The organism is Nocardia fusca NBRC 14340 (genome assembly GCF_001618425.1).
Lineage (GTDB): Bacteria > Actinomycetota > Actinomycetes > Mycobacteriales > Mycobacteriaceae > Nocardia > Nocardia fusca.
The window spans coordinates 36,898-57,057 of record NZ_BDCU01000033.1 but is presented as its reverse complement, the minus strand read 5'-3'; the positions used below and the strand labels follow the sequence as shown (position 1 = coordinate 57,057).

Genomic DNA, 20,160 nt, shown 5'->3' with positions numbered 1-20,160 from the left:
CATAGCCCTGATCGCTCGCGATCAGGGCGGCGATGTGACCGGCTGTGGCACCCTACGCCCGCCGGACGACGGGGTGGAGTGTTTCATGCCGTTCAAGAATCAGCCTCAGGCGGTCGCGCCGCCGAGCCACCCGGTGTCGATATCGCCCGGCGGCTCTTCGCAGGCCGCGGCGGCGGCCTGGAGGATCAGGGCGGCGGCGGCCGCGCCCGGGTCGAGCACGCCGCGCGCGACCTCGCCGACGTAGCTGGCCCGGCCGCGTTTGGCCACCAGGGATACGGTGCCGGACGCGCCCGTCACCGCGGCGTCGGCGGTGGCGGTGAGGGCCGCGGCGGGGTTGCTGTCGGTGGCGAGGGCGGCGAGGGTTTCCGCGGCCGGTGCGAGCGCGTCGACCATGGTCTTGTGCCCGACTTGGGCTTTCCCGTATCGCTGCACGGTGGCCACACCGGCGGTCAGGCCCTGGGAAAACTCCGCCAGGGTGGGTTCGGAACCGGTTGTGCAGCGGGCGAGTTCGCGGAAGAACATGCCGAACAGCGGTCCGCTGGTGCCACCGGTGCCGAGGAAACCGCGGGATACCGCGGTCAGCCAGTCCGCGTAGGAGGCGGGGTCGGTCGTGTCGATGTTGTCGCGGGCGCGGCGGAGGGCGGCGGCGATATTGGCGCCGAAATCGCCGTCACCGGCGCGGCGGTCGAGATCGGCGAGCGCCTCGGTGCGGTCGAGGAAGGCGTCGAACATGGTGTGCACCCAACGTTGCCCGAATCCCGCGGGTAGTGCTTCGTTGTTCATGAAGGCTCCTTCACCAGGTCAGGGCCGGGGTGCGCACGGGCGCGTCCCAGAGCGGAAGCAGATCGGCGTCGGCGGGCAGCAGGGTGAGCGAGACCCCGACCATATCGAGCGAGGTGACGTAGCTACCGGCCAGTGAGCGGGCGACGGTGATACCGCGTCCGGTGAGTTGCCGGTGCACCGCGCGCGCCGCGATGGACAGTTCGATGGGATAGGCGCCGCCGAGACCGTTGACGATGGCGATCACCGCGGATCCGCGCGACAGCCCGAGTTCGGCGGCCAGCGGGTCGACCAGCAGCGATACCAGCGTATCGGCGTCGGCGAACGGCACCCGGCCGGTGCCGCGTTCGCCGTGGATGCCGACACCCAGTTCGACTTCGCCGGGCTCGAGCGTGAACGCCGGGGCGGTTTCGCCGGGGTGCGTACCGGCGCCGAGCGCGAAGCCGAGCGTCCGGGCGTTGCGCGCGACGCGGCGGCCGACCTCGGCGACGGTGTGCAGATCGGCGCCGGCCTCCGCGCTCGCGCCGCAGAGTTTCTCGACCGCGAGTACGGCCGCGGTGCCGCGGCGGCCGGGGCCGTCGTCGTCCGCACTCTGGGTGGCCAGATCGTCGTCGACGAGCACGACTTCGGTCTCGACGGCGTTGTCGTCACCGGCCAGTTCGCCGGCGATCTGGAAATTGAGGACGTCGCCGGTGTAGTTCTTCACGATCTGCACGACGCCCCGCCCGGAGTCGGCGGCCACGGTGCCCTCGTGCACCTGCAGTGCCGTGGGGCTGGCGAAGACCGCGCCGGGTACGGCCACGTCGAGCATGCCGTAACCGACGAAGCCCGCGTGCAAGGGTTCGTGGCCGGATCCGCCGCCGGAGACGAGGCCGACCTTGTCGTGTGCCGGGGTGGCACGGGTGACGATGCCGCGGGTGCGGTCGTAGCCGATCAGTGTCGGGTGGGTGAGCGCCAGCCCCTCGAGCGCTTCCTCGGGAGCGGCCTCGGGCTGGTTGAGGATCTGTCGGCGCACGGTGTCGTTCTCCTTCGATCGACTGTTGACCGATGCTAGTTGAGCTCGTGCTGCACGGTTCGTACATCGTGGACGTACGAAGCGGCGCCGGGCCGCGATGGCCGGGAGCGACTGCGACCGACAACGGACCGATCGGCCGCCCCGAATGCTTTACCGGCGTGCGTGGACTCAGCGGGGCGACGGGAACAGCGGCGGGGGAGCGCCGATGGGGATGATCCGCGTGCCGGACCAGGGGCATCGGGTGCGGTGGTCACGTGGATGATCGACTATTCGTTCGTCGTCCACCGATACCAGGGTCCCCGGGCACAGACCCGGACAGCCGATGGCGGTGACGGGTCCGATGAGGTTCGTGCGGAGGAAGATTCGCAGGTATCGGAGGTTTATCCAGGGTCCGCGCCCGCACTCGCATATCGGTCTGTCGACGACTTGGATTCCTACCCAGGGACATTCGCCCGGTACGTTGCGCCAATGGTCCGCGACCCGGCCGTGCTCGAGCCGGGTGCCGTGGAGGCAATACAGCTTCTCGGGGCAGTAGTAGAGCCCGGGGGAGGATTTCGGTACGAGCATTCCGGTGTGGATCCAGGGCGCGATGCGGCACCTGCACACCGGTTCGCCTTGCTGTGGCATATCCGTCTTTCTGCACTGGGTGGTTGTCAGGCGTCGGTGGCGTCCGGGTACTGCCGGACCCGGTGCGGCGCGGTCGCGCCGGGGTGTAGCTCGGCCGGGAGAGCGTCGGGTCCGTGCTGGTTTCGCGGGCGCTCGTCGGGTAGCTCACGGAGTCCGGCGGCGACCCGTTCCAGGACCGTGGGGTCGGTGCATCGAGTGATCTGCCACAGCCGCAGAGTGGCGGCCATGGCTCGGTTGGTGGTCCGGATGGGCAGCGGCGGGCGCTGTTCGGGCATGGTCTGACCTCGCGGGTTCGATGGATTGAACAACGACGTCTATCTCGGGCCGGAAGAGCGGAGCATGTTCAGAACAATTGTTTACCCCCGATAAACCAGGGCGTCGCGCAGGGCCGCTGTGGTTGAGGGGGTATAAACGGAACCATACGGCCGCTGCGGGGTTGCCGTCAAGCGCCTCTAAACTCCACAGTGTGGATGGAGCCGGCGAGTTCGACGAGGTCCGTAGCGATCCGGACCCGGTGCGCCGTGGTCAGCGGGCCACCGAACTGATCACGCTCTACCAGCAGCGAGCCACCGAGCTGGCGAGACTTCGCAGGGAGGCGATCGAAGAAGCGCATCGGGCCGGGCTCAGTTTCACCGAGATCGCGCAGCTACTCGGAGTGACGAAAGGCCGGATAAGCCAGATCAGGACGAACGCTCCGCCGGCCGAACGCGCGTTCTTCGGTGTCGGCCCGGTAGCGGTCGGGATCCCCCGGCCGGCCGAAAACGACGACGAGCGCGACCATGTGCACTTCGACGTGAGTTACCAGGCGACCCAACAGCGTGTGGAAGTCGACCTGGCCCGCCTGTCGATGGCGTCCACGCGATTCGAGATCGAGCCCGACACCGAGGACGTCCCGGCCGGTGACGCCGTGGTGATCTGCGAACCCGAAGCGGCCCCGGTGGCGCGGCGCCTGCTGGCCGCCGACAAGGCCCTGGGCTTCGAAAACAACGACGGCACCTGGTATCTCGTCGACAAGGCTTCCGGGCGCCGGTACGGCTCTCCGTTCCGTGCCGACAGCACGAGCCGGATCGATATCGGCTACCTCGCCCGGCAGGTGGCCGACGGCCGGGTCATCGTCCATATCGCCGGTGTGACGGGCGTCGGATCCCTGGGCATCGCGCATTGGCTGACCGGCCACGTATCCGAGATCTACGAGCGATCGGCCCGGTTCACCAGCGCGGTGATCGAATGCGATTTCGATGCCGATTTGTCGATCACCGGGAGCCGGATCGTCGCGGGGCCGTTCACTTCCCGGGAATGAGCCGATGGCGCTCCCGCGGCCGAGCGGACCTACGCCGTTATCCGGCCGGTGCTCAGCGATCGGGACGGTTCGCCAGGCGGATCAGGGTCTGGCGGCCGGTCGCCACATGGGTCGACCGCTCGCCGTCCAGGGCGTGGACATCCAGCGAGCACACCGCGATGGTCCGCCCGCTGCGCACAACCCGCCCCCGCGCGACCAGTCGCTCGCCGAGCGCGGGAGCGAGCAGATTGATGCTGTAGTCCACGGTCAGGACCGAGTCGGCGGTATCGAAGGTCGACAGGGCCGCGTAGCCGCCGGCTGTATCGGCGATCGCGCCGGTGGCGCCGGCGTGGAAGTAGCCGTGCTGCTGGGTGAGCGTGGGTGCGTGCTCGAGAATGATCTCGACGTGGCCCGGCTCGATCGTGATCAGGCGGGCGCCGAGGTGCGCCATCAGCCCCTGACGTCCGAAGCTGTTCGTGATGTGTGCGCGCATCCGCGGATCGAGGGTGTTCGCGCCCGGACCGCTGTGTCCGGGGCATCGGGCAGGCGGAACACCCGTCGGGCAGTGCCCGAGAGGAAATCGGTGCGCAGTTCCTCGTCCCAGCTCAGCCCCGCCAGGTCGCGTAGTGCCCGGACCGGGTCGATCATCGGCCAGTTCGTGCCGAACATGACGCGGCGGCGGCCCAGTGTCCGGGCGTAGTCGAGGAACGCCGCGGGCAGCCGGTCGAGCGCGTATGCGGAGGTGTCGACGTAGAAGTTCGGGAATTTGACCGTGAGCGTGACGACTTCGTCCAGCCACGGGAAGCCCACATGACCACCCACCACCACCAGATCCGGGAAATCGAGCAGGACCCGCTCCAGGTACGGGATGGGCCGGCCGGTTTCCGAGGTTTTCAACGGTCCGGTGTGCCCGATCTGGGTACACAGCGGTACGCCCGCCTCGACGCACGCGGTGTAGACGGGGTAGTAGAGCCGATGATCCGGCGGTAGCTCCCACAACCAGGGCACGACCCGAACGCCCACGAAGACGTCGCCGGCCAGTTCGCGGACGGTCCGGGCGGCACGCACGGGATCGCGCAGGTCGACTCCGAGCAGGCCGCGAAATCTGGTGGGCGCGTGCTCGACGGCGGCCCGCACCTCGTCGTTGGTGATCAGCGGGCCGCCGGGCCCGTACCAGGCCGACAGCAGCGCGAGATCCACTCCGGCGGCGTCCATTCGCGCGAGCGTCAGGTCGATACCGGGCGCCATCTCCGCGGCGTCCTTACCGGTCCAGCGCAGCAGGGTGGCCAGCCAGGGCTCGCGGGCCATTCGCGGGCCCACCTGCTGGGCCCAGACGTCGATCGCACCCATGCGCGGCTCCTTCCGAGACGTATACTTCACTATCAAAGTATTGAGAGGTGGACAGGATGGCAAGGGACCCGTACCGATTGATCGGCCGGATCCAGCAGGTGGCGCATTCGCTGCGCAAGAAGTCCGACCACCTGCTGATCGACAGTGCCGGCGTCACCACGGCCCAGGCCGGGATCCTTTCCGTCATTGCCGACGATCCGGGCTGCTCCCAGCGTGATATCGCCCGGCGTCTGCGGCTCGGCGAATCCGCCGTGGTCGCCGCGATAGGTCGCCTGCGCGGTGCCGGCCTCGTCGAGCGGCGGGTGAGCGATCAGGATCCCCGGGCGGTCGCCCTGTTCCTCACCGCCCGCGGGCGGGCGACGATCGGCCGGGCCCAGGAGACCTATGGGGTCCTCAACGGTCTCGTTCTCGACGCCCTCGGCGTCGGCGGCCGGGCGCGGTTCGCCGAATTGCTGGACGCGCTCGATTCGGCAGTCGCGTCGTTTCCGGACCGGCCGGACGAGGCGGGTCCGCCCGGCCCGGACTGAGGTTGCCGGTCGCAGCGGTCAGGCCGGGGCCCGAGCCGGTTCGCTGCGCCGGGAGCGGGCGAAGAGGAAGGTGGCGAGGGCGGCGGGGATGTTCATGAGGAAGCCGTACACCGCGCCGGGAACCGCCATGGTCTCGTTGCCCAGGACGGACACCGCGATGGTGATGGCCAGCGCCGCGTTGTGTACCCCGATCTCCATACCGGCGGCGATCGCATCCGCCCGCGCCACCCCGAACGCGCGCGGTACCGCGTAACCGATGAGCAGGCTGCACACGCACAACAGCAGGGCGATGACGCCCAACTGCCCGACATGCTCGGTGAAGGCGTCGAACTCCGAGACCAGTGCCGCCACGACGACCAGTGCCAGCACCACCGCGGCGGCGACCTTGACGGCGGTGTGCATCCGCAGGGCCCAGGCGGCGAAGAGGCGCCGCACCGTCATGCCGAGCACCACCGGCACCAGGACCAGTGCGAAGACCTGGAGGAATTTGCCGGGTTGCAGGCCGATGCCCGTGCCGTCGTCCAGGAACACCGAATAGGACAGCCCCACCACGATCGGCAGCGTGAAGACGGCGAGCACTGAGTTCACCGCCGTCAGCGTGATGTTCAGTGCGACATTGCCGCCCGCGATATGGCTGAACAGATTCGCCGACGTGCCGCCGGGTGAGGCGGCCAGCAGCATCATCCCCACCGCCAGCGCGCCGTCGAGGCCGAACAGTCGCACCAGACCGAAGCAGAGGGCGGGCAGCACGATCAGCTGACAGGTCAATGCGATCAGCGCCGCCTTGGGAAAGCGGGCCACCCGGGCGAAGTCGTCGACGGTGAGGGTCAGTCCCAGGCCGAACATGACGATACCCAGTGCCAACGGCAGGGCGATCGCGAAAAGCATTGACCCCATGCGTCATCCTTCCGACGGCCGAGTGTCGCCCGGAGCCTCGGGTCCCGTCAAGCGGGCGGGTGCTACTCGGACGGAGCCGGGTCGTTCGCCGGTTCGCCGGTGGCCGCCGCGACCGCGGCCTCGTAGGCGAGCAGGGTGTCGACCACCAGGCGGCGCTGCGCGGGGGTCAACGGTGCCAGGGCCGTGCGCCACGCGTGCGCGCCGGGGGAGAGCCACTCGGAGATGGGCGGTCTGCTTGCCGGGCCGATATCGATGATGCGGCGCCGGCGGTCGGTGTCGTCCTCGCGGCGGACCAGTACTCCTTTGCGGCTCAGGTCGCTCACGATGAGGCTCACCGTCGTGGGCGCGACACCGAGCCGGTCGGCCAGTTGTGAGACGGTCTGCGGGCCGTCGAGCAGGAGTAGCGACAGCAGCGAAAGATGTCGCGGGGCCAGGTCGAACGACTGTAGTTCCAGCGGCGGGCGCATCCGTTTCGCCCGGCCGACCAGGCGGGGCCGCCGGAATCGGGCTCCGCCCTGCGCGCCCCGGCGGGTCAGCTCTGCCCGCCGAGCACCTCGCCGATCGGGACCGGCGGCAGCGCGCGGACCAGGGTCATCACCGTGGTGCAGTACGCGGTGCGCAGGGGTTCCCACTGGTTGGTGTTGCAGACGTAGCCGCCTGTCTTGTCGTAGTGCGAGGAATGCCCCTTGTAAGACCAGGTGAGGCCGTCCTCGGAGGGGCTCCACGGGCACTGGCTCGGCTGTAGCCCGGTGCACGGACCCTCCACTCCCCACGGTCCGACCGGATAGGCCATGGCCTGCGGTGCGCCGGTGAAAGTCAGGGCCGCGACCGCTGCCGCGCCGGTGAACAGGTATCGGACAGTCGATTTCACAGCGCTCTCCTTCGGTGTGCGGGTTCGGAAACCCATTGCCTCTCATATCGCCGCGGTCGCGTTCGTGTTAGCGGGGTGCCCGAAAAGGATGCCGCTCAACCCCTTTCGGGTTCCCGCGGGACGGGCCTTGGCGAATTAGTAAACATGTGCATATTGTAGGCGCATGTTTACTGATATTTCCTTCGTCGACCTCATCACCGTGCGAGCCGGTTCGTGACCGCCGCGCCGCCGTTCTCGGACGGCACGGTGCTCATGCCGTGGAAGCCGGGCCCCGGTCCCGACCCCGCCGGGACGGTGTTCGTCAGCGTGACCGATTTCCTGGCGACATCGGAGAAAGATGTCCAGCAGATCTACCGGGAGGGACTCGAACTGGGCGAGACCTGGCCGGTGCTGCAGGGGGCGGTCGGAGTGTGGTTGTGGGGTCGCCCCGCGCAGTTGCGCGGCGGTTCCATCTCCGTATGGGACAGCGAGCGGGATATGCGGCGCTTCGTGCGTTGGCCGGTACATGCCCGGATCATGCGGGCCTGGCGTGGCCGGGTCCGGGTGGTCACCGACTCGTGGCAGGCCGACCGTTTCGATATCGAGAGCGTCTGGGTGCGCGCCGCGCGCACCATCGAAGGTCCGCATCGCGGCGGCCGGAGCGGGGACGCATCCGCGTCACCCGAGGAAGATCGGCGGTGACGGTGGGAATTTCACCGGCAGCGCGGTGAGTGACCGGTGGAAGGGGCCCGGGCGCAAGTGAACTGCTCCCCGGAAGTTGGTCTGAGAAATTCGGTTCCGACTTCCGGGGAGCAGTTTTATGAGGACGACGATTTCACTGACCGAGGTGCAGCGGGGTCGCTGCGATAGCGTTGTTCGAGGCCGGGTTGGCAAGAAAGGGACGCTACAGCGACGCGTCTGGCCCGGTGCTGCGGTGCCCGCGCGCTATCCGGCCGCTTCCGGTCGTGCCGATCGGACCTGGTCGGTGCCGGTGTCCGGTGACGGACCGTCGGGTCGCTCGGGCGGGTGGCCGGGATGTCAGCGGAACGTGAACGGTGGTGACGGCGGGAATTTCACCGGTAGCCCCGTCAGGGAACGGTGGAACGGGCCCGGGCGCCAGGTGGGACCCTCGGGGGGCAGATCGGCTTCCAGCTCGGGAAGCGCGTCCAGCAGTTGGTCGATGGCGTCCTGGGCGATCAGATAGGCCAGTGTCTGCGCCGGGCAGTTGCGCTGCCCCAGTCCCCAGGAGAGATGGGAGCGGTTGCCGCGGTGGTCGTCGGAGCGGATGGAGGGGTCGTGGTTGCAGGCGGCGATGCTGATGACGACGGGTTGGTGGGCGGGGAGCCAGACGTCGTCGACGAGAATCGGTTGCCGTGGGTAGGTGATGAGGAAATTGGCCATGGGCGGGTTGTCGAACAGCACCTCGTCCAGAGCATCGCGGGTGGACAGGCTGCCGCCGAGGACATTTCCGCCGAAACGTTCGTCGGTGAGGATGAGCAGCAGCGTGTTGGCGATGAGATTCTGCTGTAGTTCGATGCCCGCGCCGTAATGGCTCGTCACCTGGTGGATCATCTCCACCTCGTCCAGTTCGGCGGGATGGCCGAGCAGGATCGAGGTGACATCGTTGCCCGGCTCGGTGCGCTTGAGCGCCACCAGTTCGGCCAGGGCCGCGCCGATCATCCGGTTGCCCTCGTCGGCGTCCACACCTTCGAACATCGCGGCCATACCGGCCGCGACCTGCCGGCCGATCTCGGGCGGGCAGCCGAGCAGAGTGTTGCAGACCTCGAAGGCCAGCGGGAAGGCGTACTGCATCAGCAGATCGGCTTGCCCGGTCTGGCAGAAGGAGCTGATCAGCGGTACCGCGATCTCTTCGACCGCAGCGCGGATGGCGTGCAGATCCACCTCGGCCAGCGCTGTGACATTCGCCTCCCGGTACCGCTGCTGGTCGATTCCGGTGCTGCGCGCCGCGATCGGCCGCCATTCCATGATCGGCAGTACGGGGCAGTCGGCGGGCATGCTCTGCTGCCAGGTGCGCGGGTCGGCGGGGAAGTGCTCGTGGTCGTTGAGGATGCGGACCGCGCTCTGGTGGTCGATGACCAGGGTCGCGGGGACATCGGGAGCCAGATCCACCGGCACCATCGCCCGGTGTTCACGGCGCATCTGCCGGAATACCCGGTGGGGGTCCTCGGCGAATTCGGGTGCGTAGAGGGGGATGCGGGGGCCGCCGTCGGCGAAGGGTGAGCCGTGGACGGCGCGGGGTGGGGTGTGGGTATCGGGTGGTGGTGTGCTCAAGGATGACTCCAGACTGGTCGCGATATGCCGAGACCTTTTCGAGCGGTCGGCCCGTCATCTCGGCACGATGTAGCACCCTACTGGAGCCGAAAATGAATTACCTTACGGCACATTATGTTTGGTAACCCTGGCCGTGGGGTACTGCGGGCGGGCCGGAGGTATGTGCGCTCGGTGGCGGACCGAAAGCGCCCGCTGGTTGTCCCGGAGAACTCTACGGTCGTGGTGCGCGATCTGCCACGCGAGCCCGCGATCTCTCAGGGGCGCAACCCGTTCGAGGACTACGGCCAGTAGTCTGCGCCGGTCGCCGGCGGTCGTGCGAATGGTCGCCCGACAGGGCGCCCACGATCATGTAGACGTCGGCCACCGTGCAGTCGGCGCGCACCCTACCCGCGGCCCGATCGAGTTCGATGATCTCGCCGAGTACGACTTCGAGACCGGCGCGGGTCTCGAACGCCCCGGGCTCACTGCCCGCCGAGCGCCGAGCGGATTCGATGGCGGCGGACAGGCCACGGCCGGCGGCCGGGATCTCACCGACGTGATGCCGATAGCGGGCCGGTGCGCTTCCCGGTGCCGCGGTGGTCGGGCGGTCTCGGGCGAAGCTCTCGATCTCGGCGAACCGTTGTGTCAGGCCGCCGCGGCCGCATCCGGCCGGTCCGGTGCGTGGCCGGTGACGGTGCGTTCGGGCGACACGGTTCCGTGATGGTCGCGGTGGCGGGATCGGGAATCCGGGGTTTGCGGCGCGAGGCCGCCGGGGCGGACAATGGGACGAGCTCGGCACGCCGTTGAACCGGCGAAACGATGACAGAGGGCGGCCGCGAAGTTGTCCGGAGGGCGCGACCTGCCGTGAGCGGTTCCAGGTTCCATCGACCCCGAGGAGCAGACGATGACGCAGTTCGCGCCCGACCTCAAAGGCAAGCACAGAGCGATGTGGGCCTCCGGCGACTACCCCCGGGTGGCCGCCGATGTGATTCCCGGACTCGGCAGGAGGCTGGTCGCCGCCTGCGGTATCGGACCCGGGCAGCGGGTACTGGATATCGCCGCCGGCGCCGGGAACGCGGCGATACCGGCGGCCGAGGCGGGCGCCGAGGTCGTCGCGAGTGACCTCACCCCCGAACTCTTCGAGGCCGGCCGCCGCAATGCCGCCGCCGCGGGTGTCGAGCTCACCTGGGAACAGGCCGACGCCGAAGACCTGCCCTACGACTCCGGTGCCTTCGACGCCGTGCTCTCCTGCGTCGGGGTGATGTTCGCGCCGTCTCATCGGACCGCTGCCGACGAGCTGGTCCGGGTGACCCGGACGCGCGGGAACATCGGCCTGATCAACTGGACGCCGGAAGGGTTCATCGGCCGGATGTTCGCCGTCATGAAGCCGTACGCCCCCGTCCCACCGCCCGGTGCGCAGCCGCCGCCGCTGTGGGGCGACGAAGCGCATGTCACGGAACTGCTCGGGGACCGGGTGACCGATCTGGAGCTGCGCCGGGACCACGCTGTGGTCGACTGCTTCGCCGACGGCGCCGCCTTCCGCGATTTCTTCAAGGTCAACTACGGTCCCCTGGTCACCGTGTACAAAACCCTCGCCGACGAGCCGGACCGGGCCGCGCGGCTGGATCGGGAACTGGCCGAGCTCGGCGCCGCGCACGATCTGGGCAACGGCCGGATGGAATGGGAGTATCTGCTGGTGACCGCGCATCGGGCCTGACCACACGCCGGTCGGACAGGGAACGGGACTTTCCTGCCCCGGTCGCGGGTTGTACCCGGGGCAGGAAAGCGGAGGACTGAGGAGGAAGCGTGACCGAAACGCGCAAGGCGATCCTGGCCGGTGGGTGCTTCTGGGGTATGCAGGAGCTGATCCGCAAGCAGCCGGGAGTCGTATCGACGCGCGTCGGCTACACCGGCGGGCGCAACGATCACCCCACATACCGCAACCATCCGGGTCATGCGGAGGCCGTGGAGATCGTCTACGACCCGGCACAGACCGACTACCGGGCGCTGCTGGAATTCTTCTTCCAGATCCACGATCCGACCACCAAGGATCGCCAGGGCAACGATATCGGCAGCAGCTATCGCTCGGAGATCTTCTACGTCGACGACGAGCAGAAGCGGGAGGCGCTGGCCACCATCGCCGACGTCGAGGATTCGGGCCTGTGGCCGGGCAAGGTCGTCACCGAGGTGACGCCCGCCCCGGAATTCTGGGAGGCCGAACCCGAACACCAGGACTATCTGCAACACTTCCCGAACGGTTACACCTGCCACTTCCCGCGGCCCGGCTGGAAGCTGCCGCGGCGGCAGACCACCGCTCAGTAGGCACCGGGTATCGGAGCGGCCGGGGTCGGTCCCCGCGCCGCTTCGGTTCGCGGCCCGGCCGCGGTGATGAGTAGTGTCGGGCGAGTGAGTGGTTGGGCGCGCCGTAGGTTCCAGAGAATAGGACGATTCGATCGCGCGGTGGGCGGCGCGGTGGCGGAACTGCCGGCCTCCCGGCTGGATGCGGGCTTGCTGCGGCTGACCGGCAGCGCCGATCACAGTGTCCTGTGGATGGCCTGCGCGGGGTTGCTCGCGGTGCGCCGGGGGGCCACCCGGCGGGCGGCGTTGCGCGGGGTGGTTTCGGTGGCCGGTGCCAGCTTCGTGGCCAATATCGTGCTCAAGCCGGTGTTCGCGCGCCGCCGTCCGGCCGCGGAACTGATGCCGAAGTCCCGGCGGCTCTCCCCGGCCCCGTCCTCGTCGTCGTTCCCGTCCGGGCACAGTGCCAGCGCCGCGGCCTTCGCGACAGCGGTCGCGATGGAGAGCCCGCGCACCGCGCTGGCGGTGGCGCCGCTGGCCGCGGCGGTCGCCTACTCCCGGGTTCACACGGGAGTGCACTGGGGTTCGGATGTCCTCGTCGGGACCGCCGTGGGTTCCGGGATCGCGCTGGCCACCCGGCGCTGGTGGCCGGTGCGCGAATCCGATGAGGCGCGGGCCCGGCTGGTCCGCGAGGCGCCGGTGCTCGCGGAGGGCAAAGGGCTCGTCGTCGTGGTGAACCCGGTGTCCGGTGACGCCAACTACGACCCCACCGACGATATCGCCGCGGCCCTGCCCGCCGCGGTCGTGCTGCGCACCCGGCCCGATGTCGACTGCGCCGAACTCCTCGCGCAGGCCATTGCCGAACAGTCGGAGCCGGTCGCGGCCCTGGGGGTGGCCGGTGGTGACGGCACCGTCGCCGCGGTGGCCGCGGTCGCCCTACGCCGCGGGTTGCCGCTGGTGGTGATCCCGACCGGCACGCTCAATCATTTCGCCCGCGACCTCGGTGTCTACGATCTGCTCGAGGTCGTCGACGCCACCGGTGTCGGGGAGGCCGTCGCGGTTGATATCGCCGGTGTCCAGTACGGTGACGCGACCCAGATGGCGACCCGGCACCTGATCAACACCTTCAGCCTCGGCTCCTACCCGGATCTGGTCCGGTTGCGCGAGAAATGGCAACCGCGGTGGGGTAAGTGGCCCGCGTTCGCGGCGGCGCTCGTGGTCACCCTGCGCCGGGCCGAACCGATCGAGATCTATCTCGACGACCACTGGCAGCGGGTGTGGTTCCTCTTCGTCGGCAACGGCCCCTACCATCCGCACGGTGCCGTCCCGGCGTTCCGGGACCGGCTCGATTCCGGACTGCTCGACGTGCGCTGGTTGCGGGCCGATCTGCGCTGGTCCCGCGCCCGCGCGGTGGTGTCGCTGCTGTTGGCCGCCATCGGGCACAGCCGGGTCTACGGGGAACGGCAACTGTCGGAGCTGTTCGTGTACCTGCCCCGGCCCGAATCGCTGGCGGCCGACGGTGAGGTGTTCGGCAGCGCCACCCATCTGCGCTTCTCGGTGGCGGGCCAGCTCACGGTGTACCGGCGTGACGAATCGAATCCGCTGTGGGCCAACCGCAGCCGTCCGCATCACCGCCGGGCTCCGTGGTTGCCCGACCTTTTCCGTTTCCGCTGAGCGGTCCGGCACCGCGAGATCTCGGGTGCCCTGTTCGGGAGTCGGGGTTCGGTATGCGGCGGTTGTCCGAGTCCGCTGCCGACTACCCGAGATGAAGGCGCCGGTGACCGATGCACGGGTACGGGATCATCCGGAAGCGGGTGGACCGGCGTCGTCCTCCGCCTGCGCCAAGGGCCGTTCGGGTAGCCGCCGGGTGCCGAACAGCGCGAGCACGGCCAGCAGCGCCGTTGCCGCGAACGCTGTGTGCAGCGCGTCCAGGCGGGCCGCGGTATTGACCGAGACGACCGAATCGGCGGTGGGTCCGTCCACTCCGGCGGCGGCGAGTGCGTCGCGCAACTGGGTGTCGGACAGGAACGGGACGCCGTCGGCCAGCACGGTGGTGGCCTGCTGCTGGACGGAGGCCGGCACAGCGGGATCGTTCTCGATCCCCTCGGTGACCGACGAGGTCAGGGTGGCGATCAGGATGGAGCCGATCAGCGCGGTGCCCAGCGACGCACCGAGGTAGGTGGCGGTGTTCTGCAGCCCGCCGACCTCGGCACTGCGCGATTCGGGCACCGCGGAGACGGTCACCGCGCCCAGTTGCGACGCCAGCGCACCCAGACCCGCGCCCATCAACAGCATCGGAATCGCGACCACGCGCGCGTCGGCCCCGGGGGCCATTCCGCCGGCCAGCAGCAGTATCCCGATGGTCATGGCGAGCAGGCCCAGGCGGACCACGCGCCGGGCCCCCACGCGCGGTGCGAATTTCGGGATGCCGACGGCGGTCACGATCAATGCGACCGACAGCGGCAGCAAGCGGGCGCCGGTTCCGAGCGCGCTGAGCTGGAGTACCACCGAGAGGAACAGCGGGACGGTGAAGAACACGCCGGCCTGCACCGCGAACTGGGCGAAGAACATCCCCAGACCGCCGGTGAGCTGCCGGTTGCCCAGCAGTTCCGGGTCGAAGAGCGGTTCGCGCCCCGTGCGGACACAGGCCGCCAGGCGTTCGCGGAGCAGGTACAGCACGAGCAGTCCCCCGAGCAGCAGCCAGATCACCGGGGACAGGCCGAAGACGGCCGGGGCGCCGGGCCGCTCCTGGATCCAGCCCCATTCGCTCGAGCGGAGTACGCCGTACACGATCATGGCCAGGCCGCATACCGACAGCGCCGAACCGAGGTAGTCGAGGTGGGCCTGTTCGGCGGAGGTGTCGTTCATCTTGCGTAACAGCAGCAGGATCAGCACGACCACAACCACTTCACCGAAGAAGACGAACCGCCAGGAGGCGTAGGTCGTCACCGCACCGCCCAGCAGCGGGCCCACCGCGATCGCCGCGGCGGCCGCGGCCGCGATGAGACCGTAGGCCGCGGTCCGGCGTTCGGCCGGGATGTTCGCGGCCACCAGGGCCACGATCGCCGGCATGATCAATGCCGCGCCGATCCCCTCGAGCAGCGACCAGCCCACCAGCAGGACGGCGAGATTCGGCGCGAGCCCGGTGACGAACGACCCCAGACCGTACACGACCAAACCGATCGCGAAAACGCGCCGGCGGCCGACGATCGCGCCGATCTTTCCGCCGGTGATCATCAGCGACGCCATCACCAGCGTGTACAGGGTTATGGCGGTCTGGATACCGGTGATGCTCGTCCCGAGGTCCTGTGCCACGGTCGCCATGGATACGTTCATCACCGAACTGTCGAGGGCCATGAGGAACTGGCCCGCGCACAGCACGGCCAGCACCGTTCCGGAACCGGATCGTGCCGGCGGGGCCTCGGGTTGCCCGGTGCTCATAGGGATGCGGGCGGCCGCTACTGCGACGAGTTGAAGTCGATCATCCAGGGGATGGAGAACTTGTCGGTGAGCATGCCGAACAGTTCGGTCCACTCCGTTTCGGCGAGATGCATATCCACCGACCCGCCCTCACTCAGCGCACCGAACACCCGCTCCGCTTCGTCGCGGTCGCTGACCTCGAGGCAGACGGTGAAGTTCGGCCGCCGCGGAACCTCCACGGTCTGCCCGGGCGGGCAGTCCGAGCCCATCAGTATCTGGCCGGTCCCGGCCAGCGGCAGTGCCGTATGCGCCACCAGGCTCTTGGCCTCGTCCGGCAGGTTCGCCCCCTCGCCCATATCGCCGAACCGGATGAGCTGGAGTTCGCCACCGAACACCGACTGGTAGAAGGTGAACGCCTCCTCGGCGTTGCCGTTGAACATGAGATACGCGTTGACGGATTTCACAGGTCTCCTCCTCTGGTGATGCGGATGTGCGGATGTATTACCAGGGGGAATGCCACGATCCGGCGACGCCGGGCTCGGTGGCCGGCGCACGGACCGATCGGCCGAGCGTAGCCCGCGCGGTCCGGCCCCGGGGCACATCCCGCCCAGATGCGGGGTGGTCGGCGCCGCGCGATCACCCGGGGCCTTGCGGGAAGGGAGCCGGTACCCGACCCGCCGGGGCGCTGTGCGTCGGATCGGCGGTGCGCCAGGCGATACTCGGGGTCGCTGCCCGCCCGGGCGGTGCGACGTCCGGCCCGAATGCTGGTGGAGGTCTCCATGGCATTGACTCATCCGTCTCAGCCCGATGGCTCCGACCGGGACGATATCGCGGTGAATCCGGTGTTCACCCGGGAGCCGGTCGAGGTACCCCGCAACCGGTTGCCCGCCGGGGAGCTGGACAGCGACACCGCCTACCAGATCGTGCACGACGAACTGTTGCTCGACGGCAACGCCCGGCTCAACCTCGCCACTTTCGTCACGACCTGGATGGAACCCGCGGCGCAGGTGCTGATGAGCGAATGCTTCGACAAGAACATGATCGACAAGGACGAGTACCCGCGCACCGCCGAACTGGAGCAGCGATGTGTGCGGATCCTGGCAGATCTGTGGCACGCCGCCGACCCCGATCATGCCGTCGGGTGTTCGACCACCGGCTCCAGTGAGGCGTGCATGCTGGCCGGACTGGCCATGAAGCGCCGGTGGCAGCTGAAGCGCCGGGCCGCCGGACAGTCCACCGAGCGACCCAACCTGGTGATGGGGATCAATGTCCAGGTGTGCTGGGAGAAGTTCGCCGAGTACTGGGATGTCGAGCCGCGCGTGGTGCCGATGTCGGGGGAGCGGTTCCATCTCACCGCCACGGAGGCGGCGGCCCGCTGCGACGAGAACACGATCGGGGTGGTGGCGATCCTGGGGTCCACGTTCGACGGCAGCTACGAACCGGTCGCCGAGATCTGCGCGGCGCTGGACCGGGTGCAGGCCGAACACGGCTGGGATATTCCCGTGCACGTGGACGGGGCGTCGGGCGCCATGATCGCGCCGTTCTGCGATCCCGAACTGGAATGGGATTTCCGGCAACCCCGGGTCACCTCGATCAACACCTCGGGCCACAAATACGGGCTGATCTATCCGGGGGTGGGCTGGGTGCTGTGGCGCGACGCCGACGCTCTCCCGGAGGCCCTGGTATTCCGGGTGAACTACCTCGGCGGGCAGATGCCGACCTTCGCGCTGAACTTCTCCCGGCCCGGCGCGCAGGTGGTGGCGCAGTACTACACATTCCTGCGGCTCGGGCACCGCGGCTACGCGCGGGTGCAGGGCTACTGCCGGGAGGTCGCGTCCGCGCTGGCCGACCGGATCGCGCGGCTGGGCCCGTTCCGGCTGATCACCGACGGCCGACAGTTGCCCGTCTTCGCCTTCACGCTGGCCGAGGGCGAGACCGGGTATTCGGTCTTCGATGTTTCGGCGGCGCTGCGGGAACAGGGCTGGCTGGTGCCCGCCTACACCTTCCCGGCCGACCGGGAGGATCTGGCGGTGCTGCGGGTGGTGGTTCGCAACGGTTTCAGCCACGACCTCGCCGACCTGCTGATCGAGGCGTTGCAGCGCGCGCTGCCGCGGTTGCGCGCCCAGCAGGCGCCGCAGCGCGGCGCCGAGGCCGCGGCGTTCTCACACGGCGCCGAGATCCGCCCGCACCGGGCGGGAGCGCGGCCGACGGGTGGGTGAGCGAAACCGGCCGGCACAGTCGCCATGGCCGGCCGGTTCGCTGTCTCGGGCCGGGCCTGCCCGAGGCCTATCGACACTTGATTGATGTGCCGTTGTTCAGGTCTCAGAAAGCGCTGCCGGTGCCGGGCAGGTAGAGCCGCGGGAAGGGCAGACCGAAACCGGGACGGTGGTGGCCGTGATCCCAGCCGTGGTTGTGGTGCCGGCCCCGGTCCCAGCCGCGGTCCCGGTCCCGGTCGTGGCGGTTGCGGCCGCGGTTCCAGTCGACCGGGTTGTCGTGCCGGCCGTTCCAGCTGTGGTCGTGGCGGCCGTGCCACCCGCGATCGCCGTAACCGTGGCCGTGGCCGTGGCCGTGGCGGCCGGGGCGGCTCACGTCCTGGACCTCGCCCCCGTTGTCGGCGACGACGGGGGCGCCGTTGTCGGCGAGCGCGGGCGCGGCGGTGAGCGCCAGCGGGGCCAGGGCGATCGCGGCGGTGGCCGCGATCCGGACGGCGAGTCGGCGGGTGCGTGTGGTTCGGTGCATGATTCGTCCTCGGTCGTAGCGCCGCCCGGGGGCGGTGGCGGAAGCAGTTGCACTGTGGAAGTGCGGCTGTGCTCTGATGCCTAGACCGTACCGTTAAACAACGGCGCATTCAATAGGTGTTCGTTAACTGGGGTCGACGATTTTTGTGAACAGGTGGTTCCCATGCGCCGTTCGCGGCCTATTCGCCGGCGGTCGAGGTATCCGGGACCGTGGGCTCGAGTTGATCGAGCCGGAGCACGCACCGGGTGCGGCTGTAGATGGTCGGCATACATTCGTTGCAGTGCACGCAGGCGGACTCGGTGTTCGCGTCGGATCGGATACGGTGCAACAGATCCGGCTCGCGCAGCAGGGCTCGGCCCATGGCGACGAAATCGAACCCCTCCGCCATCGCCAGATCCATCGACTCCCGGTCGGTGATACCGCCCAGCAGCACCAGCGGCATGGCCAGCTCGCGGCGGAACTGCCGCGCGCGTTCGAGCAGATACGCCTTCTCGTACGGGTATTCGCGCAGGAACGCCTTCCCGATCAGCCGGAAACCCCAGCGGGCCGGCCCCGGCAGGGTTTTCGCGAACTCGCGGCGCGGTGCCGCGCCGTGGAACAGCAGCATCGGATTCAGCAGGGAACTGCCCGCGGTCAGCTCCAGCGCGTCGAGCGCGCCGTCGGCTTCCAGCCATGCGGCCACCTGTAACGATTCCGGCAGGGTGAGACCGCCGCGGACGCCGTCCTCCATATTCAGCTTCGCGGTGACCGCGATCCGGTCGCCGACCGCCTCGCGCACCCGGCGGGCGATATCGCGAGCCAGCCGGGCACGGTTCTCGAGCGGGCCGCCGTAGCGGTCCTTGCGCCGGTTCAGCAGCGGGCTCAGGAACGAACTCACCAAGTAGTTGTGCCCGAAATGTATTTCCACCGCGTCGAATCCGGACTCGATCGCCAGCAGTGCCGCGTCGGCGTGGGCGGTGACGAGGTCGTGGATCTCGGCCGCGTCGGGCACCTTCATCGGGCTCATCCCCAGGGGGCTGAACAGCCGGCTGGGCGCCAGCGCGGGCAGGCGATTGGACGCGGAATTGGCCACCGGCCCCGCATGGCCGATCTGGGCACTGGCCGCCGCGCCTTCGGCGTGGACGGCGTCGGTGAGCCGGCGCAGGCCCGGCACCGCCTCGGGGCGCATATAGATCTGGTGACGGTCGGTGCGGCCGCCGGGCGCGACCGCGCAGTAGGCAACGGTTGTCATCCCGACCCCGCCCGCCGCGACCTCCCGGTGGAATTCGATCAGGTCGTCGGTGACCAGCGCGTCCGGGGTGCGTCCCTCGAATGTCGCGGCCTTGATCACCCGGTTACGGAGGGTGAGCGGCCCCAGCGGGGCGGGGGCGAATACGTCGGTCACGAGATATCTCCTGTCGGTGCGGTCAGACCGGCCACGACGAAGGTGCGCAGGGTGGCCACGGCCTGTGGGCTCAGCGCCCGGTCCTCGGCGGCGGCGCGGCCGAATCGCATGATGACGAGGTCGAACGCGAGCATCCAGCGGCGCCGGCTCTCCGGTTCGCCCACCCCGGGTAGCAGGCCGGCCCATGAGTCGATCCGGAACCACTGCTGCTGCCACGGGCCCACCTGCCGGTCGATCACGCATTGCGCGAGCAACCGCAGGTGCAGCCGGCCCAGCGGGTCGGCGGCCAGGTCGGTGAACGGGGCCAGGACCGCGTCGACGAGATCGGCCACGGGTCCGGCGGCGGCGGTGACCTCGGTGAGGCGGTCGGCCCACAGCGCCCCGAGCCGTTCTTCGAGCAGGGCCGCCACCAGGGCTTCCTTGGATCCGAAGTGGTAGTGGACGGCGGCGGGGTTCGCTCCGGCCTCGGTGCAGATGCGGCGTACCGAGACGTCGTCGTAGCGCTCGGTGAGCAGCAGTCGTTCGGCGGCCGTGAGCAGGCGTTCCCGGGTCGCGGCCGAAACTCGCTGGGGCATGGGGCCAGTGAACCACTGTGCCGGTGGGTTTTCAATCATTGATTGAAATACTGTTTGAAAACGCTGGGCGACTACGCCGAACCCGAGGCGGTCGACAAGACCTGGCGGATCGCCACAAGGGCAGGCTCGGAGTGGCTACCGGGGAAGGGTT

The 20,160-nt window shown here is 69.2% G+C and carries 20 protein-coding genes and 1 pseudogene; 8 read left to right on the top strand and 13 right to left on the bottom strand.

From position 1 onward, the window contains the following. Nucleotides 1-105: 105 nt before the first annotated feature. Nucleotides 106-1,795 (bottom strand): annotated as a pseudogene (dhaL, locus tag NF4_RS40290) (dihydroxyacetone kinase subunit DhaL). A 653-nt stretch (nucleotides 1,796-2,448) separates the two neighbouring features. Further along, a complete protein-coding gene (locus NF4_RS22225; protein WP_063129308.1) occupies nucleotides 2,449-2,697 on the bottom strand; it encodes a hypothetical protein in 249 nt (82 codons plus the stop codon). 191 nt (nucleotides 2,698-2,888) lie between these two features. Here NF4_RS22225 and NF4_RS22220 point away from each other — a divergent pair, with 191 nt between their 5' ends. Further along, complete coding sequence (locus NF4_RS22220; protein ID WP_063129307.1) at nucleotides 2,889-3,722, top strand: sigma-70 RNA polymerase sigma factor region 4 domain-containing protein; 834 nt, start codon at nucleotides 2,889-2,891, stop codon at nucleotides 3,720-3,722. A 52-nt stretch (nucleotides 3,723-3,774) separates the two neighbouring features. Here the strand turns inward: NF4_RS22220 and NF4_RS22215 are convergent, their stop codons facing one another. Both NF4_RS22215 and NF4_RS22210 read right to left on the bottom strand, forming a co-directional pair. Continuing rightward, complete coding sequence (locus NF4_RS22215; RefSeq protein ID WP_063129306.1) at nucleotides 3,775-4,194, bottom strand: PaaI family thioesterase; 420 nt, start codon at nucleotides 4,192-4,194, stop codon at nucleotides 3,775-3,777. After that, nucleotides 4,152-5,051, bottom strand: coding sequence for an amidohydrolase family protein (locus NF4_RS22210; protein WP_063814668.1), 900 nt, complete (start codon nucleotides 5,049-5,051; stop codon nucleotides 4,152-4,154). Before NF4_RS22210 ends, NF4_RS22215 begins: the two co-directional genes overlap by 43 nt. A gap of 56 nt (nucleotides 5,052-5,107) precedes the next feature. On the opposite strand from NF4_RS22210, the gene NF4_RS22205 reads away from it, so the two are divergent. Continuing rightward, complete coding sequence (locus NF4_RS22205; RefSeq protein WP_084533335.1) at nucleotides 5,108-5,578, top strand: MarR family winged helix-turn-helix transcriptional regulator; 471 nt, start codon at nucleotides 5,108-5,110, stop codon at nucleotides 5,576-5,578. A gap of 18 nt (nucleotides 5,579-5,596) precedes the next feature. Here NF4_RS22205 and NF4_RS22200 read toward each other — a convergent pair whose 3' ends face one another. The 3 genes from NF4_RS22200 to NF4_RS22190 all read right to left on the bottom strand — a co-directional run bounded on the left by NF4_RS22200 (nucleotide 5,597) and on the right by NF4_RS22190 (nucleotide 7,346). Beyond that, on the bottom strand, nucleotides 5,597-6,475 hold the full coding sequence (locus NF4_RS22200) for a bile acid:sodium symporter family protein (RefSeq protein WP_063129304.1): 879 nt from the start codon (nucleotides 6,473-6,475) through the stop codon (nucleotides 5,597-5,599). Between the two features lie 62 nt (nucleotides 6,476-6,537). Beyond that, the gene (locus NF4_RS22195; protein WP_084533334.1) at nucleotides 6,538-6,942 is read right to left on the bottom strand and encodes a MarR family transcriptional regulator; all 405 of its coding nucleotides are present in this window, start codon (nucleotides 6,940-6,942) and stop codon (nucleotides 6,538-6,540) included. Between the two features lie 65 nt (nucleotides 6,943-7,007). Further along, nucleotides 7,008-7,346, bottom strand: a complete 339-nt coding sequence (locus NF4_RS22190) for a hypothetical protein (protein ID WP_063129383.1) — start codon at nucleotides 7,344-7,346, stop codon at nucleotides 7,008-7,010. Between the two features lie 213 nt (nucleotides 7,347-7,559). On the opposite strand from NF4_RS22190, the gene NF4_RS22185 reads away from it, so the two are divergent. Next, nucleotides 7,560-8,027, top strand: coding sequence for a hypothetical protein (locus NF4_RS22185; protein ID WP_063129303.1), 468 nt, complete (start codon nucleotides 7,560-7,562; stop codon nucleotides 8,025-8,027). A gap of 336 nt (nucleotides 8,028-8,363) precedes the next feature. Here the strand turns inward: NF4_RS22185 and NF4_RS22180 are convergent, their stop codons facing one another. Beyond that, nucleotides 8,364-9,617, bottom strand: coding sequence for a cytochrome P450 family protein (locus tag NF4_RS22180; protein ID WP_063129302.1), 1,254 nt, complete (start codon nucleotides 9,615-9,617; stop codon nucleotides 8,364-8,366). Nucleotides 9,618-9,936: 319 nt separating this feature from the next. Here NF4_RS22180 and NF4_RS22175 point away from each other — a divergent pair, with 319 nt between their 5' ends. The 4 genes from NF4_RS22175 (at nucleotide 9,937) to NF4_RS22160 (ending at nucleotide 13,565) form a co-directional block, all read left to right on the top strand. Continuing rightward, complete coding sequence (locus NF4_RS22175) at nucleotides 9,937-10,317, top strand: hypothetical protein (protein ID WP_063129301.1); 381 nt, start codon at nucleotides 9,937-9,939, stop codon at nucleotides 10,315-10,317. Between the two features lie 183 nt (nucleotides 10,318-10,500). Continuing rightward, on the top strand, nucleotides 10,501-11,313 hold the full coding sequence (locus NF4_RS22170) for a class I SAM-dependent methyltransferase (protein WP_063129300.1): 813 nt from the start codon (nucleotides 10,501-10,503) through the stop codon (nucleotides 11,311-11,313). A 137-nt stretch (nucleotides 11,314-11,450) separates the two neighbouring features. Continuing rightward, a complete protein-coding gene (gene msrA, locus NF4_RS22165; RefSeq protein ID WP_396941598.1) occupies nucleotides 11,451-11,918 on the top strand; it encodes a peptide-methionine (S)-S-oxide reductase MsrA in 468 nt (155 codons plus the stop codon). An 84-nt stretch (nucleotides 11,919-12,002) separates the two neighbouring features. After that, nucleotides 12,003-13,565, top strand: a complete 1,563-nt coding sequence (locus NF4_RS22160) for a bifunctional phosphatase PAP2/diacylglycerol kinase family protein (RefSeq protein WP_232330598.1) — start codon at nucleotides 12,003-12,005, stop codon at nucleotides 13,563-13,565. Between the two features lie 126 nt (nucleotides 13,566-13,691). On the opposite strand, the gene NF4_RS22155 is transcribed toward NF4_RS22160, so the two are convergent. Together NF4_RS22155 and NF4_RS22150 are read right to left on the bottom strand one after the other, a co-directional pair. Next, on the bottom strand, nucleotides 13,692-15,332 hold the full coding sequence (locus NF4_RS22155; RefSeq protein ID WP_063129297.1) for an MFS transporter: 1,641 nt from the start codon (nucleotides 15,330-15,332) through the stop codon (nucleotides 13,692-13,694). Nucleotides 15,333-15,349: 17 nt separating this feature from the next. Next, entirely contained in the window at nucleotides 15,350-15,775 is a 426-nt protein-coding gene (locus NF4_RS22150; protein WP_063129296.1) for a VOC family protein, read from the bottom strand. A gap of 315 nt (nucleotides 15,776-16,090) precedes the next feature. On the opposite strand from NF4_RS22150, the gene gad reads away from it, so the two are divergent. Beyond that, complete coding sequence (gene gad, locus NF4_RS22145) at nucleotides 16,091-17,530, top strand: glutamate decarboxylase (protein WP_063129382.1); 1,440 nt, start codon at nucleotides 16,091-16,093, stop codon at nucleotides 17,528-17,530. 103 nt (nucleotides 17,531-17,633) lie between these two features. On the opposite strand, the gene NF4_RS22140 is transcribed toward gad, so the two are convergent. The 3 genes from NF4_RS22140 to NF4_RS22130 form a co-directional block, all read right to left on the bottom strand. Then, nucleotides 17,634-18,050 carry a hypothetical protein gene (locus NF4_RS22140; RefSeq protein ID WP_063129295.1) on the bottom strand — a complete coding sequence of 139 codons (417 nt, stop codon included), beginning with the start codon at nucleotides 18,048-18,050 and terminating at the stop codon, nucleotides 17,634-17,636. A 178-nt stretch (nucleotides 18,051-18,228) separates the two neighbouring features. Further along, on the bottom strand, nucleotides 18,229-19,434 hold the full coding sequence (locus tag NF4_RS22135) for an NADH:flavin oxidoreductase (protein ID WP_063129294.1): 1,206 nt from the start codon (nucleotides 19,432-19,434) through the stop codon (nucleotides 18,229-18,231). Further along, nucleotides 19,431-20,009 (bottom strand): TetR/AcrR family transcriptional regulator, encoded by a 579-nt coding sequence (locus NF4_RS22130; RefSeq protein WP_063129293.1) that lies wholly within the window; start codon nucleotides 20,007-20,009, stop codon nucleotides 19,431-19,433. Before NF4_RS22130 ends, NF4_RS22135 begins: the two co-directional genes overlap by 4 nt. Between the last annotated feature and the right edge of the window lie 151 nt (nucleotides 20,010-20,160).

Excerpts from the sequence above, each read along its gene's own strand:
- NF4_RS22225 (WP_063129308.1), bottom strand. The coding sequence starts at position 2,697 with ATGCCCGAACAGCGCCCGCCGCTGCCCATCCGGACCACCAACCGAGCC.
- NF4_RS22215 (WP_063129306.1), bottom strand. The coding sequence starts at position 4,194 with ATGCGCGCACACATCACGAACAGCTTCGGACGTCAGGGGCTGATGGCG.
- NF4_RS22210 (WP_063814668.1), bottom strand. The coding sequence starts at position 5,051 with ATGGGTGCGATCGACGTCTGGGCCCAGCAGGTGGGCCCGCGAATGGCC.
- NF4_RS22205 (WP_084533335.1), top strand. The coding sequence starts at position 5,108 with ATGGCAAGGGACCCGTACCGATTGATCGGCCGGATCCAGCAGGTGGCG.
- NF4_RS22200 (WP_063129304.1), bottom strand. The coding sequence starts at position 6,475 with ATGGGGTCAATGCTTTTCGCGATCGCCCTGCCGTTGGCACTGGGTATC.
- NF4_RS22195 (WP_084533334.1), bottom strand. The coding sequence starts at position 6,942 with ATGCGCCCGCCGCTGGAACTACAGTCGTTCGACCTGGCCCCGCGACAT.
- NF4_RS22175 (WP_063129301.1), top strand. The coding sequence starts at position 9,937 with ATGGTCGCCCGACAGGGCGCCCACGATCATGTAGACGTCGGCCACCGT.
- NF4_RS22170 (WP_063129300.1), top strand. The coding sequence starts at position 10,501 with ATGACGCAGTTCGCGCCCGACCTCAAAGGCAAGCACAGAGCGATGTGG.
- msrA (WP_396941598.1), top strand. The coding sequence starts at position 11,451 with ATGCAGGAGCTGATCCGCAAGCAGCCGGGAGTCGTATCGACGCGCGTC.
- NF4_RS22155 (WP_063129297.1), bottom strand. The coding sequence starts at position 15,332 with ATGAGCACCGGGCAACCCGAGGCCCCGCCGGCACGATCCGGTTCCGGA.
- gad (WP_063129382.1), top strand. The coding sequence starts at position 16,091 with ATGGCATTGACTCATCCGTCTCAGCCCGATGGCTCCGACCGGGACGAT.
- NF4_RS22140 (WP_063129295.1), bottom strand. The coding sequence starts at position 18,050 with ATGCACCGAACCACACGCACCCGCCGACTCGCCGTCCGGATCGCGGCC.
- NF4_RS22130 (WP_063129293.1), bottom strand. The coding sequence starts at position 20,009 with ATGCCCCAGCGAGTTTCGGCCGCGACCCGGGAACGCCTGCTCACGGCC.